The following is a 16557-nucleotide window of genomic DNA, read 5'->3' as shown; positions in this document are numbered from 1 at the left end:
GATCCTCCGATGGCTGGACCGACGTGGACGCGACCAGCCTAGTCAATCGTGACGGTCACCGGCCCGGTTCCGGTCGGCTCGACCAGGATCCGGTGGTGCTCGGCCTCGCCGGCGACCCGGCCGCCCTCGACCGTGATGTCCGGACCGTCGGGATAGTGGAGCGGGCTGACGTAGATCTCGGTCGGCTCCTCGATCCCCGCGGAAGGCTCGTAGGTGTAGCTGAACGCACCGGTCTCCGGGTCGAAGGAGAGGTCCACGGGGGTGCCGGCCGTTGCCTGCGGATAGGTCCGTACGAGCGTACGCAGCTTCTCCTCCTTGACCGTGGACAGGTCGCCGTCGTCCTCGAACATGCCCTGTCGGCCGTCGGCGGTGGTCGGGTCGTCCCAGTGCTTGTAGGCCCAGTGCATCCAGGAGGCGAAGTGGTCGTCCGCGGAGGCCGTGTCGATGGCCAGCAGGTCGGTGTTGTCGGTGGCGCCGAACTCCGACATCAGGTTGGTCGCGCCCATCGTCCTGGCCTGCTCGAGCGCCGCCTCGTGGTGATCGTCGTCATAGCTCTTGCAGCCGTCCACGCCGAGCGGGATGCCCTGGGAGTCGAGGAAACCGAGGGGGCAGTAGCTGTGCCAGGAGAAGCCGACCTGGTCGTCGTCGGCCGGACCGAAGCTCGAGTTGGGCACCTGGCTGGCGAGCAGCTGCGCCTCGTACCAGACTATGCCGTTCGGGTCGGACCTCCGGATCTCGGCGGTCGCCTTCTCGTACGCCGGCTGGAACTCGTTCGCGTACGAGCTCGCGCACCCGGTGATCGGGCAGGAGAGCCACTCCTTGCCGGCCCACGGCTCGTTGATGAGGTCGTACCCCATCGTGTAGGGCTGGTCGGCCCAACGTTCTGCGACGGCGCCCCAGGCGGCGGCCCAGCCGTCCTGGACGCCGGACTTGTTGGCCCAGAAGTTGTCGTAGACGGTGGCCAGCTCGGGTGTGATGTACGTCGCCGGGAAGGACAGCTTGATCGGCGGGTGCAGGTTGTAGGGCGCCGGCCGCTTGGCGGCCCAGTTGGGCACGCCCTCGCCGCCGTAGGTCTCGTGCCACATGTCCTGGTGGAAGTCGAACTGCATCCAGATGCCCTGGTCGGCGAGCAGGTCGATGACCCGCTGCCAGTCGTCGAGGTAGTCCTCGTCGACCTCTCCGGGGGCCTCCGGGGTGACCCCGGCCCACAGGGTGCCGATCCGGGCGCCGTTGAACCCGTACTCGGCCAGCCACTCGGCATCCTCGGCGGTGAACCCGCTTGCGGAGTCGGACGGGACGTACGGGGCGTGCTTCCAGACCAGGTTCTGCCCGTGCACCAGCACGATCCGGCCGTGCTGGTCGACTAGCCAGCGCCCCTCGCGAGACAGCCGTGGCGTCTCCGCCGGGTCGGCAGAAGGGTCGGCGGCGGCCGGACCGACGGGGCTCAGCAGCGAGGTTCCGAAGGCGAGCACAGCCGCCGCGGCGGCAACGATGGCGAAGCTTCCCGAGCGACGTGACATGTGCGGAACCTAGTGCTCTCCATCACATCCGACAAGAACATGTTCTCATTCTGGACGGCAGGACGGGCGTAGGGGCTGTTCAGAAGAGACCCGCAGTGGACAGGGGTGGCCTCTCTGCGGTTGAGTCAGACGAGGAGCATTGGGGGAGAATGTCACCTGTGAGAGACGAAGCGAGCGGCTGGTCAGGCACCTGGGTGGCCGAACGTCTGGGTGTGCGATTGCGGACGACCGACGCTCCGAGCGGGATGATGCTCACCGATCTGGTCGGACTGGCGGTTCGACGCAACCCCCGCCGGGCGCAGCTCCTCGTCTCCTCCGTCCTCGGCAAGCACATCCCGACCGACCCGCGTCTGGTGACCGACGCCGGGCTGCGCCTGGGGGCCAAGGCACGCGCCGCGGTCACCGGTGACGCGGTGGTCCTCGGCTACGCGGAGACCGCGACCGCGCTCGGTCATCTCGTCGCCGACGCCCTCGGGGCGCCCTACCTGCACTCCACCCGCCGAGTCGTCGACGGCATCGAGTCCGTCGCCGACTTCTTCGAGGAGCACTCGCACGCGGCCGCCCACCGGCTGCTGCCGGCCGACCCTGCCTTCCTCGCCCGCGCCGACACCCTGGTGCTGGTCGACGACGAGGTCATCACCGGCAAGACCGTCGTCAGCACCATCCGGGCGCTGCACAAGAAGTTCCCGCACAAGCACTACGTCGTGGCCGCGCTCGTCGACCTACGCTCGGAGGACGACCGCGGCCGGATGGAGCGCTCGGTCAAGCGGCTGCGCGCGAGTTTGGACGTGGTCTCCCTCGCGAGCGGCGAGATCGAGCTGCCCGAGGATCTCGCCGAGAGCGGCAACCGGCTCATCGACAACGTCGAGAGCCTCCGTCAGCTGGCCGGCGTCGAGACGAGCCGGCGTCCGCGCGGCGAGGTCGTCCAGGTCGTCGCGACCTGGCCACGCGCCGTCCCGGAGGGTGGCCGTCACGGCTTCACGACCAGCGCCTCCGGCTCCTACGAGTCGGCCGTCACGGTGACCGCCGCGGCCGTCGCCGGCCGCATCCCCGACGGCCCGGTGCACGTCCTCGGCACCGAGGAGCTGATGTACGCACCGCTGCGGATCGCCTCCGCACTGGCGGACCGGCGCGCGGCCGAGGGCCGCCGCCACGAGATCACCTACTCGACGACCACCCGGTCGCCGGTGCTCGACGTCGACGACCCGGGCTACGCGATCCGCACCGCGATCACCTTCCCGTCCCACGACGACCCGGCCGACGGCGACGGGCCGCGCTTCGCCTACAACCTGCACGAGGGTGCCTTCGAGACGATCGTGCTGGTGGTCGACGAGCCGGCCGACACCCCCGCGCTGCACGAGGAGGGCGGCCTGGTCGACCAGCTCGCCCGGCTCGCGCCGAGGGTCGTGGTCGTGACCATCCCGGCGTACGCCCCGGAGCCGCGCCACGACCAGCCTGCTCGGCAGCTGCCGGCTCCGCTCCACGGGCCGGCCTTCGGCTCCTACGACCGCGACGACGTCGCCTGGCTGCTCAAGGACCTGTCCGCGGACACGGCCGAGGTGGCCGAGGAGCAGGTGGAGGCACACCGCGAGCTCTTCGACGAGGCCCTGACCGCATCGGCCCAGCGGGTCGCGTACGCCATCGGCCTGGTCACCGAGCAGGTGCTGGCCCGGCGCGGGCAGGACGCCGTGCTGGTCTCCCTGGTGCGTGCCGGCATCCCGATAGGGGTCCTGATGCGGCGCTGGGCGCAGCGCGTGCACGGGCTCGACCTGCCCCACTACGCCATCTCGATGGTCCGTGGGCGCGGCATCGACCAGACCGCGCTCGCCTACCTCGCCGCGCACCACGACCCCGCCCGGGTGATGTTCGTGGACGGCTGGACCGGCACGGGTGCGATCGCCCGGGAACTGGCGGCCTCGGTCGAGAAGGCCAACTCGACGCTCGATGCCCATCTGGCCTCGCCGTTCTCCCCGGAGCTCGCGGTCCTCGCAGACCCGGGCCGGAGCGTGGCGGTCTACGGCACCCGCGAGGACTACCTCATCCCGTCGGCATCCCTCGGCTCGACCGTCTCCGGCCTCGTCTCGCGTCCCGTCATCGACGACGACCGGGTCGGCCCCAACGACTTCCACGGTGCGGTGTTCCACGCCGACCTCGCTCCGGCCGACGTGTCCAAGAAGTTCATCGACACCGTCGCGGCCCGCTTCCCGATCGTGCGGACCAAGGTGATGCTCGACCTCGGTGCCCACCTCGGTGGCGACCACACGCCCACCTGGGCGGGCTGGGACGCGGTCGAGGAGGTCGCGGAGAAGTTCGCGGACGGCGACGTCAGCCTGGTCCATGCCGGTGTCGACCAGACCGTCCGGCTGCTGCTGCACGGCGACCCGGTCAAGATCCTGGTCGACCCGGCCCGCGACGCCGACCTCGGCCAGGTCAAGAAGCTCGCCGAGGCGCGCGAGGTGCCGGTGGAACGGATCTCCGGCCTGACCTACTCCTGCATCGGCCTCGTACGTCCCTGATGCCGGTGCCATCGCCCCAGGACCTGGTCGTCGTCGGGAGCATCAACGTCGACCTGACTGCGCTCGTCGAGCGGCTGCCCGGCGCCGGGGAGACCGTGGGAGGCGGCCGGCTGCGTCGAGACGTCGGCGGGAAGGGTGCCAACCAGGCCGTCGCGGCGAGCCGACTGGGGGCGCGGGTGAGGATGATCGGCGCGGTCGGCTCCGATGCCGACGGTGCCTGGGCGGTCGAGACGATCCGGGCCGCCGGCGTCGACGCCGCAGGCGTCCGCATCACCGACTCGCCGACCGGCACGGCGCTGATCGCCGTCGACGCGGCGGGGGAGAACCAGATCGTGGTGTGCGCCGGCGCCAACGCGTCGGTCGGCGCCGACGGGATCTCGGTCGGGGCGGACGAGGCCGTGCTGATGCAGCTCGAGCTGTCCCTGGAGGTGGTCCGCGCCGTCGCCGCGCGGACGCCGGGCTTCGTCGCGCTCAACGCGGCTCCGGCACAGTCCCTCCCGACGGATCTCGTCGAGCGGGTGGACCTGTTCATCGTCAACGAGACCGAGTACGCCGCGATGCCCGAGCTGCGCGCCGCAAAGAGGGTCGCGGTGACCTACGGCGCCTCGGGCGCGGCCATGTTCGCCGAGGGTGCCGAGACGGCTCGCGTGCCCGCCGCGCCGGCGCCGGACGTGGTCAACACCGTCGGCGCCGGCGACGCGTTCTCCGCGGCGCTCACCCTCGCGATCCAGGCCGGCACCCCCGACGAGCAGGCGCTGCGTACGGCGTGCGCGGTCGGTGCCGCCGCGGTCGCGCACCCCAGCGCCCAGCCGCCGCTGGACCGGTTGGAGACCTACCTCTAGCCCAGCTGCTTGCGGAAGAAGTGGGTGGCGTGGGGGTTGTCGTTGTAGCGGTCGATGCGCTCATAGCCCGCCCGTTCGTACATCCCGATCGCCTCGCTGAGGACGTCGCGGGTGTCGAGGCGTACGACCCGGTGGCCCAGCCGCAGCGCCTCGGCCTCGAGGTGGCGCAGCAGGCGTGAGCCGAGACCCGCGCCGCGCCAGGCGGGATCGACCCACATGCGCTTGATCTCGCCGGTGCCCTCGAATTCGCGGACCGCGCCGGAGGCGACCGGGGCGCCGTCGCTGGCGGCCACGAAGAAGGTGCCGTGGGGCGCCCGCAGCGAGGGGTCGTCGCCGAAGCCCTCGTCGCCGACGGTGAAGCCGAAGCGGTCGCCGATCTCGGCGAAGTAGTGGCCCATCGCCTCCTGCGCCATCGGGTCGCGCGGGTCGACCTGCTCGATGGTGATCGACGCGGCCCGCACCAGCAGGTCGGCCGTCGCCAGTGCCTCGTTGAGACGGTCGCGCTGCCGCGGCGTCAGCGGGTCGAGCAGCTGATGGGCGCGCTCCTCGGAGCGGCGCTCGAGGTCGTCCCACTGCTTGAGGCCGTCCTCGGTGAGCTCCACCAGGCGACGCCGGCCGTCGGCAGGATCGGGTTTCACCGTGACGTACCCCTTGGTCTCCAGGGTCCGGAGCATCCGGCTGACGTAGCCGGAGTCGAGGCCGCCGAGGCGGATCCTCAGTTCCTGAACGGTGCCCGCGCCGAGCCCGATCTCGTAGAGGATGCGGGCGGTGCCGTAGGGGAGTCCGCTGCCGAGGAAGGAGTCCTCGAGGGCTCCCACGCGACGGACGTAGCTCATGTTGAACTTGCGCATCACCGAGGTGTCCACTGTCATATATCTGACTTTAGTCAGGTATCTCCGGGAATCCAAGGGCTGAGGCATCCGAGAAAGTAGGTTGGGGCCGTGCCCCAGAAGCCTGTCGTCGTCGCGCTCGCGGTCGCGGCCATCGTCGTGGGTCTTGTCCTGGTCGCGCACCCCACCACCGCACTCGGCGTGCTCGCGCTGCTGATCGGTGCCGGGCTCGTGCTCGCCGGGCTGCTCGAACTGATGCTGCCGTTCGTACGAGGACGCCGGACCCAGGTGCTGCTCGCCGCCGTCCTCGTGCTGACCGGCGTGACCGTGCTCGTGCTCCCCGGGCTCACCGTGCGTGTGCTTGCGGTCATCGTCGGGGTGGCGCTGATCGTGCGCGGCGCGATCGGGGTGACCTCCATCGTCAGGGGTCGTGAGCGCCCGCGTGACCGACGGATCGCCGAGGTCCTGCTGGGTGCGGCCGGCGTCGCCTTCGGCGTCCTGGCGATCCTCTGGCCCGACATCACGCTGCTCGTGGTCGCGGTCGTGTTCGGGAGCGCGCTGACCCTGAGCGGTGTCGGCGCGCTGTGGCTGACCTTCCGGGGCCGGCGCACCCTCGAGAGGCGCCCGCGTCGAGACACCGTCCTTCGCCGCTGGAGACGGACGATCGGCGCCGCGTGCGTCGTGGCGCTCGCCGCGGGGGCGGTGGTCGTCAGCATCGGGTTGCGCGGTGGCACTCCGGTCGTCGACGACTTCTACGCCGCGCCGCGCACCGTACCCGGAGAGCCCGGGCAGCTGATCCGCGCCGAGCCGTTCACCCGCCGCGTGCCCGAGGGGGCGACCGGGTGGCGCATCCTCTACACGACCACCCACGGCGACGGGAGCGAGGCACTGGCGAGCGGGATCGTGGTCGTTCCTGACGCGGGGGAGCGGCATCCCGTCGTCGCCTGGCACCACGGCACCACCGGGTTCGACCGTCGCTGTGCCCCGTCCCTCGCCGAGGAGCCCTTCGAGTCGGGCGCGTTGTTCGCGCTCGACCAGATCCTCGAGCGCAGCTGGGCGCTCGTCGCCACCGACTACATCGGACTCGGGACCGAGGGCCCGCACCCGTACCTGATCGGCGAGGACAGTGCCCGCGCCGAGCTCGATGCCGTACGTGCCGCCCGTCAGCTCGACGACGTCACCCTCGGCGAGCAGACCGTCGCCTGGGGACACTCGCAGGGCGGAGGCGCAACGCTCTGGACGGCGGCGATCGCCGAGGAGTACGCACCGGACGTGCCTCTCGCCGGCGCCGTCGCGCTCGCGCCGGCGAGCGATCTCATCGGGCTGGTCGACCGCCTTCCCGATGTGCTGGGCGGCAGCGTCTTCGCATCGTTCGTGATCGCGGCCTACTCCGGGATCTACCCCGACGTTTCCTACGCCCGCTACATCCGTCCCGGCGCCGACGTGACGGTGCGCGAGATGTCGCGGCGCTGCCTCGCCAGCCCCGACATGCTCGCCTCCGTCCTCGCCGTGCTGGCGCTGTCCAAGGACCCGAACATCCTGTCGTCGGATCCGACGGCCGGCCCGCTCGGCGAGCGCTTGGTGCATAACATCCCACCTGCCGCTCGCGAGACCCCCGTGCTCCTCGGTCAGGGCGCCGCCGACGAGCTCATCGGCTTCGACATGCAGTCCGCCTATGCGCGGGACCTCTGCGCGGCGGGAGCACCCGTCGACTTCCGCGGCTACGACGGGCTCGGGCATCTCGACCTCGTCGAAGCCGAGTCGCCCGCGATCCTGGAGTCCATCGCCTGGACCGCCGACCGCCTCGCCGGAGCCCCGGCGAGCGCATGCGCCGACTGACCCTGAGAGAGAAAGGCATCCATGACATCCGAACAGACGAGCCGCATCACCGAGCACCCCGTGCCGGGCCGTGGCCCGTACGCCATCACCGCCGGTCCCGACGGCGCGCTGTGGTTCACGCTGGAGGCCAGCGGCGAGATCGGCCGACTCGTCCCGGGGGAGCGACCGGCCACCTTCTCGCTGGCGGCCGACTCCGGTCCGACGATCATCGCGCCCGGGCCGGACGGCGCGCTGTGGTTCACCGAGTACCGCGCGAACGCGATCGGCCGGATCTCGGTCGACGGAGCGGTGACCGAGCATGCGCTGCGCGAGTGCGGGCCGTACGGGATCGCCGCCGGTCCGGACGGGGCGCTGTGGTTCACCGAGACCACGGCCGACTGCATCGGGCGCATCACCGTCGACGGGACGGTGACCGAGTTCCCGCTCCCGCTCGCAGGGGCGTTCCCGTCCGCGATCGTGGCCGGTCCGGACGAGGCGATGTGGTTCACGATGAACCAGGCCAACGCGATCGGCCGGATCGACCTGCGCGGCGAGGTCACCGTGCACGAGGTCCCCACGCCCGACGCGGCGCCGGTCGGCATCACGCTCGGGCCCGACGGCGCCCTCTGGTTCGTGGAGATCGCGGCCGGCCAGATCGGCCGGATCACGGTCGACGGAGAGATCGCCGAGTACCCCCTGGCCGATCGTGGTGCGCGCCCGCACGCGATCACGGCCGGCCCCGACGGAGCCCTGTGGTTCTCCGAGTGGGGCGCCAACCGGATCGGCACGATCACCACGGCCGGCACGCTCGGCGAGCCCGTGGGCCTGCCCACCCCCGACGCTGAGCCGCATGGACTCGCCTTCGGCCCCGACGGCGCACTCTGGGTGGCCCTCGAGCACGGCACGCTGGCGCAGATCACCCCCGCCGGCAACGAACCGAGCGCATGAGAAAGGGCGAGGTTCGGACCTCGATCGAAGTCCGAACCTCGCCCTGATGGGGTGAGCGACGGGGCTTGAACCCGCGACCCTCGCGACCACAACGCGATGCTCTACCAGCTGAGCTACGCCCACCATCGGCTCGAACAGCGCATGTTCGAGCCAGCAGAAAGCATAGAGGAGTCAGGCCTGATCCGTGGAATCGGCGTCGCCGAGACCGGTGATCGAGGCACCGTGCCGGGCGGCGATCTCCTTGGCCGTGTCGGAGTCGGGGCCGGGCATCGGCACGAAGACCGCCTCGCGGTAGTAGCGAAGCTCCTCGATCGACTCCTGGATGTCGGCCAGGGCGCGGTGGTTGCCACGCTTGGGGGGAGCCGAGAAGTAGGTGCGCGGGAACCAGCGGCGCGAGAGCTCCTTGATCGAGGAGACGTCGACGTTGCGGTAGTGCAGGAACCCCTCCAGCTCGGGCATGTCCCGGGCCAGGAAGTTGCGGTCGGTGGCCACCGTGTTGCCGCCCAGTGGGGGCCGGGAGTCCTTGCCACAGTGCTCCCAGACGTACGCCAGGACCTGCTCCTCCGCCTCCCGCATCGGCACACCGTTCTCGAGCTCGACCAGCAGCCCGGACTTGGTGTGCATGTCGCGTACGAAGTCATCCATCTGCTCCAGCGCCTCGGCAGGGGGCTTGATGATGATGTCGACCCCGTCGCCGAGCACGTTGAGATCGAAGTCGGTGACGAGGGCCGCCACCTCGATCAGCGCGTCGTGCTCGAGGGACAACCCGGTCATCTCGCAGTCGATCCAGACCAGACGTTCGTTCAGTGAAGCCACGCAGAGCACCATAACGCCGCTGGTCAACGGCTTTACGGGGGGATAGGCGACGATGTGATAACGGTTCCCATGGCGTGGACTCAGCCTGCGCTCAGGAGAGGCATCTATGTTGGCTCCATGAGCACGGATTCAGCCAGCAGCCCCTCGCGCAAGGAGAAGCGTGAGGCCCGCGCTGCCAAGGCCGCCGCGGAGCTGGAGGCACTGCGCAAGAAGCAGGCCCGCAAGTCGATCCTCACCGTCGCGGCGGTCGTCGCCGCCATCGCGGTGATCGTCGGCGGTCTGGTCCTGTTCAGCCTGAACCGCTCCACGGACGGCGAGATCGCCGCGCCCGAGGCCGGCAGCAGCGAGCACGGTCTGGTGATCGGTCCCGACGACGCGCCCCACAAGGTCGTCATCTACGAGGACTTCCTGTGCCCCTACTGCGGTGAGTTCGAGAACGCGTCCCGTGAGGACCTCGCCGAGCTCGCCGCTGACGGCAAGGTCCAGGTCGACTACCGCCCGTTCGTGCTCCTCGACCGGTTTGGTCCGTACTCCGAGCTCGCCACCTCGGCCTTCGCGGTCGTCCAGGAGGAGGCCGGTTCCGAGGTCGCCAAGAAGTTCCACGACCTGCTCTTCGAGAACCAGCCCAGCGAGTCCGGCCCGTTCCCTGAGGCCGCAGACCTCGTCGACCTCGCCGTCGAGGCGGGCGCCGAGGAGTCCGCGGTCAAGGACCGCATCGAGAGCCTCGACGGCAAGGCCTGGGCCGACGCCGCCACCAAGGCGGCCGCCGACGACGGGGTGAGTGGCACTCCGATCATCCTGCTCGACGGCGAGCAGTTCCAGGACGGCAACTCCTTCGACGACATCGCCGCCAACCTGGTCGAGCAGATCTCCTGAGCCTGCCTCGAGCTGCGCGGCCTGATCCGCGTTGGCCCACGGTTCGGCTGGCGTTTCCGTAGGCGCTCTAGGGTTCGGCGACAGCCAAAGGCGACTGGGCCGACGACCCCTAGGCGAAGGTGCTCGAGATGGCGTACGCGACGACCGAGGACGGGCATCGGATCTATGTGAAGCCGACCGATCCGCGGGCTCTTGGCCTGATCGCCAACAAAGGGCGGATCATCCGTGGCTCGCTCGAGCTGTGGCGGTTGGCGCTCGGCCTGCACGAGTGGCGGACCGTGATCGACGTCGGCGTGAACTACGGCGAGATGCTCGTCGGGGTGGACATCCCCGAGGGGGTGGAGCTGATCGGGTTCGAGCCGAACACCTCGCTCCACAAGGTGCTGCGCAAGACGCTGGAGACCCGCGGGATCACGATCGACCTGCGTGCGCAGGCGGTCGCCGGCGAGCCCGGCGCCGCCCGGTTCGCGGTCGACCGAACCTGGTCGGGGACGTCGTCGCTGTTCGACGAGCGCCATGACGGCTCGGCGCGCTGGCAGCTGCGCGAGGTCGAGGTCACCACGCTCGACGAGGTGCTCGGCGGCTCCGGGCGTCCGTTCTGCGTGAAGGTGGACGTGGAGGGCTTCGAGCGCGAGGTGGTCGACGGCGCGGCCAGGTCCCTGGCGGACACGGAGCACTGGGCGCTGATGCTCGAGATCGAGCACATGGACCGCGGCTACCTCGCCGAGCTGGCCCGGACCCGCGACGTGTTCGTGAAGGAGAAGGAGACCATCTCGCTGCGGCGGGTGCCGGGCGAACGGGTCGCCGTCGAGGAGCTTCTCCAGGACCCGACCCTGCACCGCCAGGATTGCCTGGTCCTGAGTCCCACTCTCGTCCGCTGATCGGCGATAACGTGGCGGTATGACCGAGATCCAGATCGTCGAGCAGTTCCTGGCCGCGCTCGAGACCGGTGAGGTCGACGCTGCCCTGGCGCTGTGCGCCGACGACGTCACCTATCAGAACGTCCCGCTTCCGCCGGCGCGCGGCCTCTCCGAGGTCGGGCGCCAGCTGCGGGTCATGGGGCAGTACACCACCGGCTTCGAGGTCCGGATGATCAACATCGCGGCCAACGGCCCGGTGGTGCTCACCGAGCGCATCGACGTGCTCAGCCGCGGCTCGGTCTCCGCCGAGTTCTGGGTGTGCGGCACCTTCGAGGTGCGCGACGGCAAGATCGAGCTCTGGCGCGACTACTTCGACTGGACCACCTTCATCGCCGCGGGCATCAAGGGCGTCGGCCGGGCGGCGTTCGGCGCGATCCGGAAGGCCGTCGGCCGCTGATCCCTTGTGCACGGTGCCCAAGACACCTCGTGCACTGTTCGTGTGACGCCAGTCACAACCAGCCCTACCCTCAGAGACATGCCCCGTGCGTCAGCCGCTGTCCTCGCCCTGCTCCTGACCGCCTCCGCTCTGGTCGCCTCGACCGGCCCGGCGCTCGCCGACCGCGAACCACCCGGTGACCAGCCGCTGCCCGGCTACACGATCAGCAACCCGCCGGTGGCGCCGATCGCCGTTGGTGGCAGGGAGACCACCGTGCGTCAGGGAGTGCACGAGCACGCGGCGTACGTCCTGGAGGTGCCGGCGAACTGGAACGGCGAGCTGGTGATGTGGGCCCACGGCTACCGCGGGCTGAGCTACACGCTGACACCCGAGACGCCGGGGTTCGGGCTGCGGCGTACGTTCCTCGAGCAGGGCTACGCCTGGGCGGCGTCGAGCTACTCGACCAACGGCTACGACGTGGGCGCCGGGGTGCGCTCGACACGTGACCTGGCGACGTACGCCTCGAAGCTGCTGCCGCGCCGGGCGACCCGCACCTACGTGACCGGGGTGTCGATGGGCGGGCACGTGATCGGGCGCTCGCTGGAGCAGTATCCGGGCTTCTACGACGGGGCGCTGCCGATGTGCGGGCAGCTGGGCGATGTGGAGCTGTTCGACTTCTTCGTCGACTACAACCTCGGCGCGCAGGCGCTCGCCGGGTACGACGCCTACCCCTACGACGCGAGCTATCAGAGCGTCGACGTCCCGGTGATCAAGGAGCGCCTCGGGCTCGGCGGCACACTGACCCCGGAGGGCGAGCAGCTGCGGGCGATGACCATCGAGCACAGCGGTGGACCGCGGCCGGGCGCAGAAGCGGCCTTCGGGCAGTGGAAGGACTTCCTCTTCACGCTGCCGTCGGTGGACGACGGTGGCACGCTGGGCTTCAACATCGGCCGGGTCGCGACCAACCGGGGCACCGTCTACACGCCGAGCTCGCCGGTCGACCTCGACGCCGAGATCGAGCGGGTCGACCCCGTCGACCGGGCCGGCCGCTACAGCCACCGGCTCAACGCGCCGTCGCGGATCTCCGGCCGTCCCACCGCCCCGGTGGTGAGCCTGCACAACCTCGGCGACATGTTCGTGCCGTTCTCGATGGAGCAGGTCTATCTGCGCGAGGTGAAGCGCCACCACCGCGGCGGCCTGGTCGTGCAGCGCGCGATCCGCTCGGCCGGGCACTGCGAGTTCAGCCCCGCCGAGGCCTCGGCCGCCTGGGGCGATCTCGTCGACTGGGTCGAGCACGGCGACCGTCCGGCCGGCGACGACGTCCTCGACCGGGCAGCCGTCGCCGCACCTGACTACGGCTGCGCGTTCACCGATCCCGCGGCGTACGGAACCGGGTCGCGTCGTCTCTACGCCCGCTGCCCGTAGGACGTCCTCGCGGCCGCGCTCCGGTATTTCGTTGCACGTCGCGGGATCGCGCGCCATCGTGAACCATGACCTTGTACGACGACCTCGGTGGCGCGCCCGCGCTGCGCCGGCTGAGTGATGCGTTCTACGAACGAGTGCTGGCCGACGAGCTCCTGGCGCCGGTGTTCGCGAGCTTCACGCTCACGCACGTCGAGCGGGTGGCGATCTGGCTGGGAGAGATCTTCGGTGGGCCGGCTGACTTCACCGCCACCCTCGGCGGCCATCAGGAACTGTTGAGGGTCCACCTCGGGCTCGGGATCCGCGAGGAGCACCGGCAGCGCTGGCTCGAGCTCATGCAGGCCGCGATCGAGGAGGTGCTGGCCGACCGTCCCGAGCTGCACGAGACGCTGATGGCCTACTTCGCCTGGGGCACGGCGATCGCCAAGGACGTCTCCCAGGACCCGCCTGGCACCGACCTCGGCGACCCCGGTCCGACGCCGCGGTGGGGTCGGGACGGGCTGATCGACGAGAGTCAGCGGACGACGTCGTAGACGAGCTTGAGGATGCCGTTGCCGTAGGCCTCCGACTCGACCAGGGTGAGCCGCTGCTTGTCCTTGTCGGTCTCGCTCCACATCGACTTCCCGGCGCCGAGGACGACAGGGAAGACGAGCAGGTGGTAGCGGTCGATCAGGCCGGCGTCGGAGAGGTTGCGGGCGAGCTCGGCGCTGCCGGCGATCAGGATCGGGCCGCCATCGCCCTGCTTGAGCTCGGCGACCTCGTCGAGCGACCTGAGCACGGTCTGCGGGCCCCAGCCCTCGACGAGGGCGTCGTCGCCGAGGGAGGTCGAGACGACGTACTTCGGGATCTCCTTCACCACCGTGAAGTCCTCGATGTCGGGCCAGATCGGCGCGAACGCCTCATAGCTGCGCCGGCCGAACATCATCGCGCCGGCCTCCTCCATCTCGCTGCCCTTGATCGCGTACGCCTCCGGCAGGAACTCGATGTCCTGGAAGGTCCAGCCGCCGCTGCGGTGCTGCTCGGAGGCGGAGCCGCCGCCGGGGGAGTCGACGACGCCGTCGATGGACACGAACGCTGAGTAGATGAGGGTGCGCATGCGCCCGATCCTGCCGCGCCGGGGCGAGCGGCGCCAGGAGTTTCCGGGCGCTACCGTGAATGCATGACGGCCCGACGACGTGCTCAGGAGTTCTGCGAGGCGTACGGCCTCACGATGCCGATCCTTCAGGCGCCGATGGCGGGTGCCTGCCCGCCCGCACTGGGGGCCGCGGTCGCCGACGCGGGCGGCATGGGCGCGTCGGGGGTGGTGCTCGACTCGCCGGCGCGGATCGCGGAGTGGGCGGCGGAGTTCCGGTCGCTGTCGGCCGGGCCGTTCCAGCTGAACATCTGGATCCCCGACCCTCTCGACGACGACCCGGCCGGGATCTCGGCCGCAGAGGATTTCCTGGGCAGGTTCGGTACGCCGGGCCCCGAGCAGCCGCCCGCTCCGTCGTTCGAGGAGCAGTGCGAGGCGATGCTCGCCGCCCGGCCGCGGGTCGTCTCCTCGATCATGGGGCTCTTCTTGCCGGAGTACGTCGAGCGCCTGCACGAGGCCGGGATCGCCTGGTTCGCGTGCGCCACGACCCTGGCCGAGGCGCTGGCCGCGCAGGAGGCCGGCGCCGACGCCATCGTCGCGCAGGGTCTCGAGGCCGGCGGGCACCGAGGTGTCTTCGAGCCGGAGACGGCGGAGCGTACGGCCGTGGGACTGTTCGCGCTGCTGCCGCACATCGTCGACGGGGTCGACGTGCCGGTCATTGCCACCGGCGCGATCGCCGACGGGCGTGCGGCCGCCGCTGCGCTGACCCTCGGTGCGAGTGCAGTCCAGGTCGGCAGCGCGCTGCTGCGGTCGCCGGAGACCGGGATCGCCGAGGCCTGGGCGGCCTCGCTCGACGGCCTCTCGCCAGAGGACACGGTCGCCACCCGGGCCTACTCCGGCCGCCTCGGCCGCGCGGCCCCGACGGGTTACGTGCGCTCCTGGGAGGCGCCGGGCGCGCCGTCGCCGGCGCCCTATCCGCACCAGCGCGCCCTGGTCGGCCGCTGGCGCAAGGGGACCCCGGATCCCGCCGCCGCGGTGCCTCTGGACCGAGCCAACCACTGGGCCGGCCAGGCCGCGGGTCGCGCCGTCGCCGAGCCGGCTGCCGACGTCGTCACCCGGATGTGGAGCGACGCTCAGGCGCTGTTGCCGCCGGGCGGGTGACCTGGGCGGGGGCATTTTCCCGCCATGGCGGGAAAGTGGAGCGGTGCGTGCGGCGGGGCGTGCGCAGAATCCCGCCATGGCGGAAAAGTGGAGCGGTGCGTTCGGCAAGACGCGCGCAGAACCCCGCCATGGCGGGAATCTGTCGGCGCCGGGGAACCGCGACGGTGTAGAACGGAAGACATGAGCGAAACCTGGTCCCAGCGACTGCTCGCGGACGGCTTCGGCCGGATCGCGGAGAGCCTTCCCGCGATCGTCGACGGCCTCTCGGTCGACGACCTGCTGTGGCGGCCGTACGACGGGGCGAACTCGATCGCCTGGACCCTGTGGCACATCGCCCGGATGGAGGACGTCCAGATCGCGCCGCTCGCCGGCACCGAGGAGGTGTGGACGCGGGACGGCTGGGTGGAGCGGTTCGGGCTGCCGTACAAGCCTCGGGCGATGGGCTACGGCCAGAGTGCGGCGGAGGTCGCGGCGTTCCGGCTGGAGGACCCGACGCTGCTGACCGGCTATTACCAGGCCGTCCACGAGGCGACGATCGGGCTGGTCGACACGCTCGGCGACGACGACCTCGCCCGAATCGTCGACGAGCGTTGGGACCCGCCGGTCACCGCCGCGGTCCGACTGGTCAGCGTCGTCGACGACGCCGCCCAGCACATCGGCCAGGCGGCGTACGTCAAGGGTCTGCTGGGTCTGCGCTAGGGCGTGTCTCTTAAAGACATGGCGGCCGCGTAGCGGGCGTGGATTTGAGGGACACGCCCTAGAGGACGGCGGCGATGGCCTCGTCGACCGAGGCGTCGCCGGAGACCAGCTCCCACTGCTTACCGATGGTGGCGTCGTCGTCGATCACGGCGGCGATCACCGCGGCCACGTCGGCGCGCGGGATGGTGTCGCGGCCGAGCTTCGGGGCCAGCTTCACCCGTCCGGTCGCAGGGTCGTCGGTGAGGCCGCCGGGACGCAGGATGGTCCACTCGAGGTCGCTGTCGCGCAGGGCGATGTCGGCGTCGCGCTTGGCCTCGACGTAGGCCGTCCACACCTCGCCGGCGTCGGCCGGGACCGGCTCGTCGACGTTGATCGCCGAGACCTGCACGAAGCGCCGGATGCCGGCCGCCTTCGCGCCGGCGATCGACTTGGTCGAGCCCTCCAGGTCGACGGTGCGCTTGCGCTCCTTGTTGCCGTCGGGGCCGCCGCCGGCGGCGAAGACCACCGCGTCGCTGCCCGCGAAGGCAGCGGCGAACCCGTCGGCGTCCTGGTTCTCGATGTCGAGCAGGCCCACCTCGGCCCCGAGCGCTTCGAGCTCGGCTCGGTAGCTCTCGCTGCGTACGAGCGCGAGCGGGGTGTGGCCCGCGGCCGCGAGGATCGGATGGAGGTGCAGGGCGACCTTGCCGTGGCCGCCGACGATGGCGATGCGCATGCCTCCACGATAGGCACATGGGCCCACTG

The 16557-nt window shown here is 70.9% G+C and carries 16 protein-coding genes and 1 tRNA gene; 11 read left to right on the top strand and 6 right to left on the bottom strand.

Features of this window, described 5'->3' with window-relative positions:
* Nucleotides 1-38 precede the first annotated feature (38 nt).
* Nucleotides 39-1520 carry a cellulase family glycosylhydrolase gene (locus tag ACIRON_RS07280; protein ID WP_402990900.1) on the bottom strand — a complete coding sequence of 494 codons (1482 nt, stop codon included), beginning with the start codon at nt 1518-1520 and terminating at the stop codon, nt 39-41.
* 158 nt (nt 1521-1678) lie between these two features.
* Here ACIRON_RS07280 and ACIRON_RS07275 point away from each other — a divergent pair, with 158 nt between their 5' ends.
* Both ACIRON_RS07275 and ACIRON_RS07270 read left to right on the top strand, forming a co-directional pair.
* Nucleotides 1679-4036, top strand: a complete 2358-nt coding sequence (locus ACIRON_RS07275; RefSeq protein ID WP_402990897.1) for a phosphoribosyltransferase domain-containing protein — start codon at nt 1679-1681, stop codon at nt 4034-4036.
* On the top strand, nt 4036-4878 hold the full coding sequence (locus tag ACIRON_RS07270; RefSeq protein ID WP_402990895.1) for a ribokinase: 843 nt from the start codon (nt 4036-4038) through the stop codon (nt 4876-4878). Before ACIRON_RS07275 ends, ACIRON_RS07270 begins: the two co-directional genes overlap by 1 nt.
* Here ACIRON_RS07270 and ACIRON_RS07265 read toward each other — a convergent pair.
* The gene (locus ACIRON_RS07265) at nt 4875-5750 is read right to left on the bottom strand and encodes a GNAT family N-acetyltransferase (RefSeq protein ID WP_402990892.1); all 876 of its coding nucleotides are present in this window, start codon (nt 5748-5750) and stop codon (nt 4875-4877) included. The genes ACIRON_RS07270 and ACIRON_RS07265 overlap by 4 nt on opposite strands.
* A gap of 69 nt (nt 5751-5819) precedes the next feature.
* Here ACIRON_RS07265 and ACIRON_RS07260 point away from each other — a divergent pair, with 69 nt between their 5' ends.
* Nucleotides 5820-7547 (top strand): lipase family protein, encoded by a 1728-nt coding sequence (locus ACIRON_RS07260; RefSeq protein WP_402990889.1) that lies wholly within the window; start codon nt 5820-5822, stop codon nt 7545-7547.
* A gap of 21 nt (nt 7548-7568) precedes the next feature.
* A complete protein-coding gene (locus ACIRON_RS07255) occupies nt 7569-8474 on the top strand; it encodes a virginiamycin B lyase (RefSeq protein WP_402990886.1) in 906 nt (301 codons plus the stop codon).
* 47 nt (nt 8475-8521) lie between these two features.
* Here ACIRON_RS07255 and ACIRON_RS07250 read toward each other — a convergent pair.
* Nucleotides 8522-8597 (bottom strand) — tRNA-His (locus tag ACIRON_RS07250).
* 48 nt (nt 8598-8645) lie between these two features.
* Nucleotides 8646-9302, bottom strand: coding sequence for an oligoribonuclease (orn, locus tag ACIRON_RS07245; protein ID WP_402991196.1), 657 nt, complete (start codon nt 9300-9302; stop codon nt 8646-8648).
* Nucleotides 9303-9407: 105 nt separating this feature from the next.
* Between orn and ACIRON_RS07240 the strand changes: the two genes are divergently transcribed.
* The 5 genes from ACIRON_RS07240 (at nt 9408) to ACIRON_RS07220 (ending at nt 13417) form a co-directional block, all read left to right on the top strand.
* Complete coding sequence (locus tag ACIRON_RS07240; protein WP_402990883.1) at nt 9408-10166, top strand: DsbA family protein; 759 nt, start codon at nt 9408-9410, stop codon at nt 10164-10166.
* A gap of 128 nt (nt 10167-10294) precedes the next feature.
* Nucleotides 10295-11047 (top strand): FkbM family methyltransferase, encoded by a 753-nt coding sequence (locus ACIRON_RS07235; RefSeq protein WP_402990880.1) that lies wholly within the window; start codon nt 10295-10297, stop codon nt 11045-11047.
* A 19-nt stretch (nt 11048-11066) separates the two neighbouring features.
* Nucleotides 11067-11483, top strand: a complete 417-nt coding sequence (locus tag ACIRON_RS07230; protein ID WP_402990877.1) for a limonene-1,2-epoxide hydrolase family protein — start codon at nt 11067-11069, stop codon at nt 11481-11483.
* Nucleotides 11484-11561: 78 nt separating this feature from the next.
* A complete protein-coding gene (locus tag ACIRON_RS07225; protein ID WP_402990874.1) occupies nt 11562-12887 on the top strand; it encodes a hypothetical protein in 1326 nt (441 codons plus the stop codon).
* A 65-nt stretch (nt 12888-12952) separates the two neighbouring features.
* Nucleotides 12953-13417 carry a group II truncated hemoglobin gene (locus ACIRON_RS07220; protein WP_091050446.1) on the top strand — a complete coding sequence of 155 codons (465 nt, stop codon included), beginning with the start codon at nt 12953-12955 and terminating at the stop codon, nt 13415-13417.
* Here the strand turns inward: ACIRON_RS07220 and ACIRON_RS07215 are convergent.
* Nucleotides 13399-13980, bottom strand: coding sequence for a dihydrofolate reductase family protein (locus tag ACIRON_RS07215; RefSeq protein ID WP_402990871.1), 582 nt, complete (start codon nt 13978-13980; stop codon nt 13399-13401). The genes ACIRON_RS07220 and ACIRON_RS07215 overlap by 19 nt on opposite strands.
* A gap of 63 nt (nt 13981-14043) precedes the next feature.
* On the opposite strand from ACIRON_RS07215, the gene ACIRON_RS07210 reads away from it, so the two are divergent.
* Both ACIRON_RS07210 and ACIRON_RS07205 read left to right on the top strand, forming a co-directional pair.
* Entirely contained in the window at nt 14044-15117 is a 1074-nt protein-coding gene (locus tag ACIRON_RS07210) for an NAD(P)H-dependent flavin oxidoreductase (protein ID WP_402990868.1), read from the top strand.
* 180 nt (nt 15118-15297) lie between these two features.
* Nucleotides 15298-15816, top strand: coding sequence for a DinB family protein (locus ACIRON_RS07205; protein ID WP_402990865.1), 519 nt, complete (start codon nt 15298-15300; stop codon nt 15814-15816).
* 58 nt (nt 15817-15874) lie between these two features.
* Here ACIRON_RS07205 and ACIRON_RS07200 read toward each other — a convergent pair whose 3' ends face one another.
* A complete protein-coding gene (locus tag ACIRON_RS07200) occupies nt 15875-16528 on the bottom strand; it encodes an NAD(P)H-binding protein (protein WP_402990863.1) in 654 nt (217 codons plus the stop codon).
* Nucleotides 16529-16557 lie beyond the last annotated feature (29 nt).

It is taken from the genome of Nocardioides sp. NPDC101246, from assembly GCF_044767415.1.
Taxonomy (GTDB): Bacteria; Actinomycetota; Actinomycetes; order Propionibacteriales; family Nocardioidaceae; genus Nocardioides.
The sequence above is the reverse complement of the archived record's forward strand: the minus strand, read 5'-3'. Positions and strand labels throughout refer to the sequence as shown.

Excerpts from the sequence above, each read along its gene's own strand:
- ACIRON_RS07280 (WP_402990900.1), bottom strand. The coding sequence starts at position 1,520 with ATGTCACGTCGCTCGGGAAGCTTCGCCATCGTTGCCGCCGCGGCGGCT.
- ACIRON_RS07270 (WP_402990895.1), top strand. The coding sequence starts at position 4,036 with ATGCCGGTGCCATCGCCCCAGGACCTGGTCGTCGTCGGGAGCATCAAC.
- ACIRON_RS07265 (WP_402990892.1), bottom strand. The coding sequence starts at position 5,750 with ATGACAGTGGACACCTCGGTGATGCGCAAGTTCAACATGAGCTACGTC.
- ACIRON_RS07255 (WP_402990886.1), top strand. The coding sequence starts at position 7,569 with ATGACATCCGAACAGACGAGCCGCATCACCGAGCACCCCGTGCCGGGC.
- orn (WP_402991196.1), bottom strand. The coding sequence starts at position 9,302 with ATGGTGCTCTGCGTGGCTTCACTGAACGAACGTCTGGTCTGGATCGAC.
- ACIRON_RS07240 (WP_402990883.1), top strand. The coding sequence starts at position 9,408 with ATGAGCACGGATTCAGCCAGCAGCCCCTCGCGCAAGGAGAAGCGTGAG.
- ACIRON_RS07235 (WP_402990880.1), top strand. The coding sequence starts at position 10,295 with ATGGCGTACGCGACGACCGAGGACGGGCATCGGATCTATGTGAAGCCG.
- ACIRON_RS07230 (WP_402990877.1), top strand. The coding sequence starts at position 11,067 with ATGACCGAGATCCAGATCGTCGAGCAGTTCCTGGCCGCGCTCGAGACC.
- ACIRON_RS07225 (WP_402990874.1), top strand. The coding sequence starts at position 11,562 with ATGCCCCGTGCGTCAGCCGCTGTCCTCGCCCTGCTCCTGACCGCCTCC.
- ACIRON_RS07220 (WP_091050446.1), top strand. The coding sequence starts at position 12,953 with ATGACCTTGTACGACGACCTCGGTGGCGCGCCCGCGCTGCGCCGGCTG.
- ACIRON_RS07215 (WP_402990871.1), bottom strand. The coding sequence starts at position 13,980 with ATGCGCACCCTCATCTACTCAGCGTTCGTGTCCATCGACGGCGTCGTC.
- ACIRON_RS07210 (WP_402990868.1), top strand. The coding sequence starts at position 14,044 with ATGACGGCCCGACGACGTGCTCAGGAGTTCTGCGAGGCGTACGGCCTC.
- ACIRON_RS07205 (WP_402990865.1), top strand. The coding sequence starts at position 15,298 with ATGAGCGAAACCTGGTCCCAGCGACTGCTCGCGGACGGCTTCGGCCGG.
- ACIRON_RS07200 (WP_402990863.1), bottom strand. The coding sequence starts at position 16,528 with ATGCGCATCGCCATCGTCGGCGGCCACGGCAAGGTCGCCCTGCACCTC.